Below are 10,666 nucleotides of genomic sequence, written 5' to 3'. Positions count from 1 at the left end.
AGTAGGCAGCCCCAAAACCCGGATTGGCTTCCCCAAGGCTGCTGCGGAATTTCGCCACCGGATCATCGGGCTGCAGCGCCTGATCGCCGTTATGGATATCAAGGATGGCAAAGCGGCTTTTCATGTCATCGCCGCAATGCCGCAGCATGGCCCGCTGCACCGCGATGCAGCCATCCTGATCCAGCCTGACTGCATCCGGGATCACCAACAGGGTTGGCTCCGGCGCGTCTTTCAACGCCTCGATGCCACCCTTCAGGCCCGACTGCGCGTCGCCCAGAGCGATGACGTCTTCGTAATTGCCCACCGATACGATCCAGCACGGCCCGCCGCCGTTATCGAAGAACATCCGCATGGCATGCGACAGCAGATACTGCCTGTTCTGCGGATCGGAACGAACAACGCGGAAATCCCCGGTGCTCAGCTTCACCGGCCATGCGCGTTGCGGCCCCGCGCCAGGCACGGGCGGCTGTGTGCCCGGCCCCATCAGCGTGAAATGCGGCACCGAAGGCCCACCAAACACCATTTCAAACTCGATCATGGACGTGAGCTTGAACGGGATGTTCTTCAGCGCCTTGCCCTTGAAATCGGCCTTCTCGGTATAGCCGACAAAGGCCGGCACCGCCGTTTCCACCGGCACGACAGACGGCGGAAACGCGCTGTTCTCGGCGATATAGATGCCTGGCGTCTTCATCTGAACCGGCCTTTCCTGCCGCCCGTCTGGATGCGGGCCAGGCAATGCTTCAACGCCTCGTCACACTTGGAGATGCACCGCCACGATCCGGACGGCCAGTCGATCGGCATCGTGATCAGAAATGCGAAACGGCCAACTTCTGTGCATGATCGATCACGATTGCACCCCTTGCTTGGCCATTCATTCAGCGGATCAAGGCAATTGAACAGGCAAATCAGCCTTTTTGCAACAGGTGGGCGCCACACTCAGCAGCCGCGAAATCGTCCGCCCGATAGGGTGAATGCGAGCCGAGGTGGCCCCACAAGCACGCTTTATGTTGACGATGCAGCGGTGGTGGTGGCAATCGGCGTTCGCCTCGCTGGCCTCACCGCTTTAAACGGGGGGGCAAGCCAGTGAGCGCCGGCGGGTTCAACCCGTTGGAATGCGGGTATGATGTAATGGTAGCCTGTCAGCTTCCCAAGCTGAACGCGCGGGTTCGATTCCCGCTACCCGCTCCATCGCCGCCGGGCGTGAAAATAGCGCAGCTATTTGCCGGCTCCGGCAAGATCGGCCCGGCGACCAAAAAAGGCGGCCCTCAGGCCGCCTTTTTCGTGGCTCGTTCGATGCCAGATCAAGTCCGGGGCGGGCATTGTGGCTCCGCCACACCCGTCCTTCTTGTTTCCTGCCTCAAGGCAGAACCGGCGGCTCCGCCGCCAGCTGCCCCTTACTCCGCAGCTTCACCCAACGGCGGCAGATTATGCCCCAGCAGCCGCAGCAGTTCGGCCGCCGCCTCGACGATATTCGTCCCCGGCCCGAAGATCGCCACCGTGCCCACCGATTTCAGGAAGTCATAATCCTGGGCCGGGATCACCCCGCCGGCGATCACCTTGATATCGGGGCGCCCGGCTTGCTTCAGCTCGTTGATGAGCGCCGGCACCAGGGTCTTGTGGCCCGCCGCCAGTGATGAAGAGGCGACCAGATCAACATCCAGCTGCAACGCCAGTTCGCGGGCTTCCTCGGGCGTCTGGAACAAGGGCCCGACGGTCGCATCAAAGCCAAGATCGGCCAGCGCCGTGCCGACCACCTTGGCGCCGCGATCATGCCCGTCCTGGCCCATTTTCACGATCAGCACCCGCGGCTTGCGCCCGGTGCGGCGCTCGAACGCCTCCACGCCCTCGGCCACGCGCACATAGGCAGGATCGGCCTTGTAGGCATCGGCATAAACGCCCTTGACCATCTTCACGACGGCAGCATGGCGGCCGAACACATCTTCCATGGCCGCGCTGATTTCGCCCAGGGTGCAGCGGGCACGGGCGCACTCGATGGCCAGCGCCAGCAGATTTTCGCTGCCGCGCGCGCCTTCGCGCAGGGCATTCAACGCCGTTTCGGCCCGATCAGGATCGCGCGCCGCCTTCACCGCTTCGATGCGCGTGATCTGGCTGGCGCGCACGGCCACGTTATCCACGTCCAGCACCGGCACTTCGTCCACGCTGCCCGGCTTGTACTTGTTGACGCCGACGATGACCGTCTCGCCCATGTCGATGCCGGCCTGCTTGGCAGCGGCAGCGGCTTCGATGTTGAGCTTGGGCAGGCCGCTGGCGACCGCCTTGGTCATGCCGCCCAGCGATTCGACCTCGTCGATGATGGCCTGGGCACCGTCCACCAGTTGCTTGGTGAGCGCTTCGACATAATAGCTGCCGCCCAGCGGATCGACGACCTTGGTGATGCCGGTTTCTTCCTGCAGCACAATCTGGGTGTTGCGGGCGATGCGGGCGGAAAAATCGGTGGGGAGCGCGATGGCTTCATCCAGCGCATTGGTGTGCAGGCTTTGCGTGCCGCCCAGCGCAGCGGCCAGCGCCTCCACCGTGGTGCGGATGACGTTGTTGTACGGGTCCTGCTCCTGCAGCGACACGCCCGACGTTTGGCAATGGGTGCGCAGCATCAGGCTGCGCGGATCCTTGGCGCCGAAATTGGTCATGATGCGCGCCCACAAGGTGCGGGCGGCGCGCAGCTTGGCCACTTCCATGAAGAAGTTCATGCCGATGGCGAAGAAGAAGCTCAGCCGCCCGGCAAATTCATCGACATCCAGACCCTGGGCTTGCGCCGCGCGCACATATTCCATCCCATCGGCCAGAGTGTAGGCCAGTTCCTGCAGCGCCGTCGCCCCGGCTTCGTGCATGTGATAGCCGGAAATCGAAATGCTGTTGAATTTCGGCATGTTGCGCGCCGTGTGGCTGATGATGTCAGCCACGATCCGCATCGAAGGTTCCGGCGGATAGATATAGGTGTTGCGGACCATGAACTCCTTCAGAATGTCGTTCTGGATGGTGCCATCCAGTTTCGCCTGAGGGACGCCGGATTCCTCGGCCGCCACGATGAAGAAGGCCAGGCACGGGATCACGGCGCCGTTCATCGTCATCGAAACCGACATCTGATCGAGCGGGATGCCGTCGAACAGGATCTTCATGTCCTCCACGCTGTCGATGGCGACGCCGGCCTTGCCGACATCGCCCGACACGCGCGGGTGATCCGAATCATAGCCGCGGTGGGTGGCCAGATCGAACGCGACCGAAAGCCCCTTCTGCCCGGCCGCCAGGTTGCGGCGATAGAAGGCGTTGGATTCCTCCGCCGTCGAGAAACCGGCGTATTGGCGCACCGTCCATGGCCGGCCCGCATACATGGAAGCGCGCACGCCGCGCGTGTACGGCGCGAAGCCGGGCAGCCCCGGCTCCCAGCCCGCTGTGTCTTCTTGCGTGTAGAGCGGCTTGACGGTGAAGCCCTCAGGGGTGTGCCAGTCCAGCGACTGCCCCTTCACTTCCTTGGCGGCCATCGCGGCCCAATCGTTCACGGTTGGCTTGGTCATGTCACTCTCCGGCTTGCCATCCGCTTAAGCAAGGCGCAGCGCGGCTGGCAAGCTGGAGGAACTGCGATGTGGTCGCAGGGGGACGATCGGGAACCAATCCGCTGCTGCGGCGTTGATTTCTTCATGGCCATTGAACCAACCAAACCCGAAGTCATCTCCACCGTGAAGGCGCGCGGCGGCGTGACCGGCAACAAGGTGCGTTATGTGCTGGCGATTTCGCTACTGCTGGGAGTGGCGGCCATGATCTTCGTCTATCTCGGCGTGCCCGGCGGCCTGATGGACGGAGCAACGAGCGCGCCCGGAAAATACTGAATCGCGCCGCCGCCTTCGAGGCCGGAACTGGCAAAACCACAGTATTTCATCGACTTTCGTACGGATAGCCAGTCTATTGGCTGCGGAGGTGCAGATGAATTTTCGGTGCTGGCTCACTGCATGGATCGCCGGGTGGGCGACGTCCGTTTTCCTGCCCAGCCTGTGGATCGCCTTTCTTGGTCTTTCGGCACCGGTCGCAGTGAACGGCACCGGTTTCAGCCATCTTCCTGGCAACAGCTGGCAAGTTGCCGACGATGTTGGCCCCGCCGTCAAACTGATGATCGGCAGCCTGCTGTTGGCAGGCTTGTTAGGCTTAAACCGGTTGCTGCGCCGCCCACCGGCCGCCCGCCTGCTGGGTGGCGGCGTTGTTGGCGTGGCGGCGGTGCTGACGACGATCGGCTTCATTCCCGCAGGCCTGTCACGCGGCTTCGCACTGGCGTTGGCGGGCGAACGCTTCGACCCAACCTTGAGCCTGATCTATCTGCTGGGCGGTGTGATCGGCGGCGTCACCATGATCCTGGTCGCAGACCGCTGCACCCGGCAGGGTCGCCCATAGGGTCAGGACCCATTAATCCCATGTCCCGGCACGACCCGCAGAAGGCCGGGGGTATGGGATTAATGGGTCCTGACCTTCGCCGCTATTCCGCCGCCTCGGCCAGCATTTCCACCTTGGGGCTGGCGGTCGCCGCAATCGCCAGCAGGCGCTTTTCGATGGCCTTCAGCCGCACCGGATTGTCGATCTTGGCGCCGGTCAGATCGGTGACGTAGAAGGTGTCGGTAGCCTTTTCGCCATAGGTGGCGATGTGGGCGCTGTGAATGGTCAGCTTCTGCTGGAACAGGCCGTTGGTCAGCGCATAGAGCAGGGCCGGCCGGTCAGAGGCATTGACCTCGATCACCGTGTAACGGTTGCTGGCCTTGTTATCGATCAGCACACGCGGTTCCACCCGGAACAGTTCGGCCTTGCGGCGGGCCAGCGGCCGGGCGGCGAGCTTGTCGGCCAGGCGAATGCGGCCTGACAACACATCTTCGATGTTGCGCTTCAGCCGGCCCAATTGTGCCGGTTCAACGAACGGCCGGCCCAGCGGATCGAGCACGACGAAATTGTCGATCGCCATGCCGTCGCGGGTGGTGTGGATGCGGGCATCGAAGATGTTGCCGCCGGCAAGGGAAATGGCGCCAGCGATGCGGTAGAACAGGCCGGGGTGATCGGTGGCATAGATGGCGACCAGCGTGGTGCCGCGCGCCGGATCGGGCGTGCAGGAAATCGCCAGCGGGGCATCGCCGGCGCCTTCAACCAGCGCGGCGTTGGCGGTGAGCACGTCGGACGCTTCGGCCACCCAATAAGAATCGGCAAAGCGGCGGGCATAGGTGGCGAAACGCTGTTCGGGCCAGCCGAGCGCATCACGAAGGCCGGCCTGTTTGGCGGCGATGCGTTCGGTGCGACCGGTCTGCTTGTGGCCCAGACGCAGCACTTCTTCCGCCGAATCATACAGTTCACGCAGCAATTGCGCTTTCCAGCCGTTCCACACGCCGGGGCCGACGGCGCGGATATCAACCACGGTCAGGATGAGCAACAGGCGCAGCCGTTCCGGGCTGGCAACGGCTTCGGCAAAATCGAGGATGGTCTTGAAATCGGAAAGGTCACGCTTGAAGGCGGTGCGGCTCATCAGCAGGTGAAATTCCACCAGCCAGGCCACGGTTTCGGTTTCTTCCTTGCTCAGACCCAGCCGCGGGCACAGACGGCGCGCAATATCGGCGCCCAGCAGGCTGTGATCGCCGCCGCGCCCCTTGGCGATATCGTGCAGCAGCACGGCCACATGCAGCACGCGACGGTTGATGAGCTGGTGGATGATGGCGCTCGACAGGCTGTGATCGGATTTCAGCTCGCCACGCTCGATCCGGGCCAGCAGGCCGATGGCGCGGATCGTGTGCTCGTCCACCGTGTAATGGTGGTACATGTCGTACTGCATCTGCGCCACGACGCGGCCGAAATCCGGCACGAAACGGCCAAAGACGCCGGCTTCGTTCATCCACCTGAGCACGGTTTCGGGATCGCGCGGGGAGGTGAGAACCTGCAGGAACAAGCCGTTGGCGGTCTTGTCGCGCCGCACCCGTTCGTCGATCAGTTGGGCATCGCGGGCGGCGGCGCGCATGGCGAGCGGGTGAATGGCCAGCCCCTGGCTGTCGGCCAGCGCGAAGATTTCCAGCAGCCGCACCGGATCTGCCGTGAAGAATTCATCATTGGGCACGCCGATCTGGCCGCGCCGCAAGGTGAAGCCTTTCAGCCGGGTCGGCCGGCGGGTGAGTGTGGGCAGCCAGGCCAGCCGGGCGGTCGATTCATCAAGGTGGGCGAGGAACAGGCCCGTCAAGTCGCCCACCGATTTCGCCATCAGGAAATAATGGCGCATGAAGCGTTCCACCGCGCTCATGCTGTCACGATTGGCATAGGCCAGGCGGGCGGCGAGTTCGCGCTGCACATCGAAGGTGAGGCGTTCCTCGGCGCGGCCGGTGATGTGGTGCAGCATGATGCGCACCGACCACAGGAAGCTTTCGGCGCGGCGGAACTGGCGCAATTCGTCTGCCGTGAGCAGGCCCTTGTCCACCAGTTCGGCGACGCTGTGCACCTGGTGCAGATATTTGCCGATCCAGAACAGGGCGTGCAGATCGCGCAGGCCGCCCTTGCCTTCCTTCAGATTGGGTTCGACCACGTAACGACTGTCACCCATGCGCTGGTGACGGGCTTCGCGCTCGGCCAGCTTTTCGGCCACGAAGGCGCGGGCGGTGCCGGCCACAACTTCCTTGCGGAACCGGGCATTGGCTTCGTCGAACAGCGGCTGATCACCCCAGACGAAGCGGGCTTCCAGAAAGGCAGTGCGCACCGTCATGTCGGAACGGGCGATGCGGATCACGTCATCCAGGCTGCGGGTGGCATTGCCCACCTTCAGGCCCAGATCCCACAGCAGGTAGAGCAGGGTTTCGATGACCTGTTCGCCCCACGGCGTCTGCTTCCACGGCGTGATGAACACGATGTCCACATCGGAAAACGGCGCCATCTGTCCCCGGCCGTAACCGCCCACCGCCGCCAGCGCCAGGCGTTCGGATTGAGTGGGATTGGCCAGCGGATAGAGGCTGGCCACCACCGTATCGCAGGCAAGGCGCAGCAGCTGATCAGTCAGGAAGCTTTGGGCGGTGGCCATTTCCAGGCCGCGGCCGGGGTGCGCTTCCAGCCGTTCGGCGATCTCGGCACGGCCAGCAAGCAACGCGCCGCGCAGCGTATCGGCGAGCAGGCGGCGGCGATCGGCAAAATTCTCGCAGCGGGCCAGCCCGCTGGCCAAGCCATCGGCCAGAGCCCGGCGATCGATGATCGCGCGGCGGTTGTGGATGGCATCAACCCTCAACATTGCAGTGCAGCATAAGCCCTGCGCCGTGCAAAGGCCATGGCCTCATCCCCACAACATGGCATCCGGCGGATACACGTCGCTGCCTTCGAATCGCAGGCCATGCGGGCGGTCCTCGATCAGCAGTGGCCCATCCAGATCGGCGTAGCTGCCCTGCATGGCGACCATGAACGCCGGCGCGATGGCGAGGCTGGTGCACAGCATGCACCCCGTCATCACCCCCAGCCCGCGCGTGGCGGCCGCATGGCGCAGCGCCAGCGCCTCGGTCAGGCCGCCGGCCTTGTCGAGCTTGATGTTGATGAAGGCGTAGCGGCCAATGATGGCATCAAGGCTGGATCGGTCGTGGCAGCTTTCATCGGCAGCCAGCGGCACGACGCAGGTGAGCCCGTCCAGCTCGGCATCGCGGCCGGCGGGCACAGGCTGTTCGACCAGCTCCACGCCCAGCGGCGCCAGCTGGCGAAGCGTGCGTTCGATATCGGTGCCGCCCCAGGCTTCATTGGCATCCACGATCAGCCGGGCATCGGGCGCGGCGCGGTGGACGGCGGCCATGCGCTCCACGTCCGCCGCTGGCCCGCCGTCGCCGCCCAGCTTCACCTTCAACAATTCGCGGCCACGCACCGCGCTTGCCGCTGCCGCCATCGTGGCCGGATCAGCGAGGCTGATGGTGAAAGCGGTGAGCATCGGCTGCGGCACCGGCAGGCCGAGCGTTTGCCAGACGCGGCGGCCAGACTGTTTGGCTTCCAGATCCCAGAGCGCACAATCGAGCGCATTGCGCGCGGCACCAGCGGGCAGCAGCGCCAGCAGATCGGCACGGCCGGCACCCGCCGCCACCGCGCCGGCACTGTCCGTCAGCGCCGCCAGTGCCAATTCCGCCGAATCGCCCTTGTAATAGATGGCCGTGCCCTCGCCGCGGCCGGTGTGCGGGCCATCCGACACTTCCGCCACCACCACATCAACATGGGTTTTCGCCCCGCGCGAAATGGTGAAGCTGCCTTGCACGGGAAAGCGTTCGATGCGGGCGACAAGCAGGCGGGCCATGGCGCCTGCCCTGCCCCAAGCCGCGACTGGCCGCAACAGGCTTTGCGTGCGGCCGGTTTCACGTCATGCTGTTGGACATGAGCGATGAGGAATCAGTCGAACTGGATGCGGTCGCCACCGTGTCGCGCATCACCGCCCTGGAGATGCTGGTACGCCAGATCATGATCGTGCAGCTGCGCATCCTCGACAAGATGGGCGAGATCAAGCTCGATCCCGACTATGTGCAGACCATTCACAAGGCCTATGCCGAAAAGGTGGATGAAAGCCCGATCATCGAAAGCGCCAGCCCCGACGTGAATTACGAATTCAAGATGATGGTGCTGCACAATCTGGAGCGTTTCTTCGACGATCTGGAACGCCACGTGAAAGACAATCCGGCCGCCTGACCGCGCCGGCCAGCCTTGGAGCAACTGCAATGACGACGCGCATCTGGGCAATGGCTGCAGCCATGGTGATTTCCGTGCCGGTGCTGGCCCAGCCCGCCGATGTGGCCAGCCGGGTGGCCGCCTTCAGCCGGATCAACAGCGCCGCCTCGCCCAGCCTGTCACCTGATGGCCAGCGCCTCGCCTATCTGTCCAACGCCAGCGGCAGCCCGCAGATCTGGGTGAAATCGCTCGGCGATGGCAGCGCCCGCCAGGTCACCAGCCTGGCCGACCCGGTCTCGCGGGTGATCTGGTCACCCGTGGCCGACATGCTTGCCTATGTGGTGGCGCCGGGCGGCGGCCTCAACGAACAGATCTGGGTGATGCGCCCCGATGGCAGCGACGCAAGGCAGCTCACCGATGGCGGCAAGGCCAACAATGGCCTGAGTGGCTGGACGCACGATGGCCGGGCGCTGATGGTCAACAGCAACCGCCTCAACCCCGCCGCCCGCGATCCGGCGCTGATCGATGTGGCCACCGGCACCTGGACGATGCTGGCCAGCAACCAGGGCCTGAACAGCGTCACCGATGTGCGCGGGCCGCGGGCCATCTTGTCCCGGCTGCGCGGGCGCGGTGATGTGAATCTGGTGCTGGCTGATTCCGCGCGCGGCCGCGAAATCTTGCTCACCCCGCACGACGGCAAGGCCGAATCTGGCGGCGGCAAACTGTCGGCCGATGGCAAGACGCTGTTCGTGGACTCCAACGTGGGCCGCGATCGCCACGCTTTTGGCCGCATCGCGCTGGCTGCTGACGGCACGCCCGGTCCCATCACCTATTTCGCCGAGCGCGCCGACGCGGTGGCCGAAGACATTGCGCTGAGCCGTGATGGCCGCACGCTGGCCCTGCTGTGGAATGTGGGCGGTCGGTCGGAACTGGCCTGGTATGATACGGCCACCAGCCAGTTGCGCGCCGGCCCGACGCTGCCATTCGATCTGGCGGGGCTGGGCGAGTTCAGCAACGACGGGGGCAGCCTGCTGATGGTGGGCAGCGGCGCCGACCGCACCACCGACATTTACCGCGTCGACGTGGCTAAGGGCACCATCACCCGACTGACCGAGAGCGCCCACGACGGTGTTGATCTGGCCAGCCTCGTGCGGCCGGAACTTATCCGCTATGCCGCCCCTGATGGCGTGCCGCTGTCGGGCTGGCTCTACCGGCCCAAGGGCGCCACTGGCCCGCTGCCGCTGGTGTTCAACTATCACGGCGGCCCCGAGGGCCAGGCCCGCCCGACGCTCAGCCCCGATGCGCAGGCGCTGGCCGCGGCGGGCATCGCGGTGTTCGCGCCCAACGTGCGCGGCTCGTCCGGATTCGGCAAAGCCTTCATGGCAATGGACGACGGCGCCAAGCGCGTGGAGGGCGTGCGCGACATCAAGGCCACCACCGATGCGCTGGTGGCGATGGGCATCGCCGATCCCAAACGGCTGGGCATCATGGGCGGCAGCTATGGCGGCTATATGGTGATGGCCGGCACCACCGAATTTCCCGACATGTTTGCCGCCGGTGCCAATCTGTTCGGCGTGGTCAATTTCGAGACCTTCTTCAAGCAGAGCGAACCGTGGATGGCGGCGATTTCCACCACCGAATATGGCGATCCGGCCACCCAGGGCGAAATGCTGAAATCGCTATCCCCCATTCACAAGCTGGATCGGGTGAAGACGCCCTTGTTTGTGCTGCACGGCGCCAACGACACCAATGTGCCGCTGATCGAGGCTGAACAGATCGTGGCAACCATGAAGGCGCGCGGCGTGCCGGTGAAATACACGCTGTTTCCCGATGAAGGTCATGGCTGGCGCAAGACCGTCAACCGGGTGCGCTCCACCACCGAGATCGTCGGGTTCTTCGCCGAGCATCTGAAGCCCTGAGCCCAGCCTGCTGTGTGTATGGACAGGCAGACTGCCAAAAGCATTGACCGCCCTTCCCGCCGTGGCATTTTGCCGGCAAAGGGCCGCAATCGGCCAACAGG

Annotated in this window: 8 protein-coding genes and 1 tRNA gene; 5 read left to right on the top strand and 4 right to left on the bottom strand. The window is 64.6% G+C overall.

Annotation, left to right across the window (positions count from 1 at the left end):
- On the bottom strand, window positions 1–691 hold a 691-nt coding region (locus RT662_RS13995), incomplete at its 3' end, for a hypothetical protein (protein ID WP_313671307.1).
- A 423-nt stretch (window positions 692–1,114) separates the two neighbouring features.
- Between RT662_RS13995 and RT662_RS13990 the strand changes: the two genes are divergently transcribed.
- A tRNA-Gly gene (locus RT662_RS13990) sits at window positions 1,115–1,188 on the top strand.
- A gap of 206 nt (window positions 1,189–1,394) precedes the next feature.
- Here the strand turns inward: RT662_RS13990 and scpA are convergent.
- Entirely contained in the window at window positions 1,395–3,533 is a 2,139-nt protein-coding gene (gene scpA, locus RT662_RS13985) for a methylmalonyl-CoA mutase (protein ID WP_313671306.1), read from the bottom strand.
- A 123-nt stretch (window positions 3,534–3,656) separates the two neighbouring features.
- On the opposite strand from scpA, the gene RT662_RS13980 reads away from it, so the two are divergent.
- Both RT662_RS13980 and RT662_RS13975 read left to right on the top strand, forming a co-directional pair.
- Window positions 3,657–3,845, top strand: coding sequence for a hypothetical protein (locus RT662_RS13980; protein WP_313671305.1), 189 nt, complete (start codon window positions 3,657–3,659; stop codon window positions 3,843–3,845).
- Between the two features lie 277 nt (window positions 3,846–4,122).
- Window positions 4,123–4,401 carry a hypothetical protein gene (locus RT662_RS13975; protein ID WP_313671304.1) on the top strand — a complete coding sequence of 93 codons (279 nt, stop codon included), beginning with the start codon at window positions 4,123–4,125 and terminating at the stop codon, window positions 4,399–4,401.
- Between the two features lie 82 nt (window positions 4,402–4,483).
- Here the strand turns inward: RT662_RS13975 and RT662_RS13970 are convergent, their stop codons facing one another.
- Window positions 4,484–7,246, bottom strand: a complete 2,763-nt coding sequence (locus RT662_RS13970) for a [protein-PII] uridylyltransferase (protein ID WP_313671303.1) — start codon at window positions 7,244–7,246, stop codon at window positions 4,484–4,486.
- Between the two features lie 42 nt (window positions 7,247–7,288).
- Window positions 7,289–8,281, bottom strand: coding sequence for an N-acetyl-D-Glu racemase DgcA (gene dgcA, locus RT662_RS13965; RefSeq protein ID WP_313671302.1), 993 nt, complete (start codon window positions 8,279–8,281; stop codon window positions 7,289–7,291).
- A gap of 77 nt (window positions 8,282–8,358) precedes the next feature.
- Between dgcA and RT662_RS13960 the strand changes: the two genes are divergently transcribed.
- Together RT662_RS13960 and RT662_RS13955 are read left to right on the top strand one after the other, a co-directional pair.
- Entirely contained in the window at window positions 8,359–8,667 is a 309-nt protein-coding gene (locus RT662_RS13960) for a hypothetical protein (RefSeq protein WP_313671301.1), read from the top strand.
- Window positions 8,668–8,696: 29 nt separating this feature from the next.
- Entirely contained in the window at window positions 8,697–10,565 is a 1,869-nt protein-coding gene (locus tag RT662_RS13955; protein WP_313671300.1) for a S9 family peptidase, read from the top strand.
- Window positions 10,566–10,666 lie beyond the last annotated feature (101 nt).

The organism is Sandarakinorhabdus sp. (genome assembly GCF_032115815.1).
GTDB lineage: Bacteria > Pseudomonadota > Alphaproteobacteria > Sphingomonadales > Sphingomonadaceae > Sandarakinorhabdus.
This window is presented reverse-complemented; position numbering and strand designations above follow the sequence as displayed.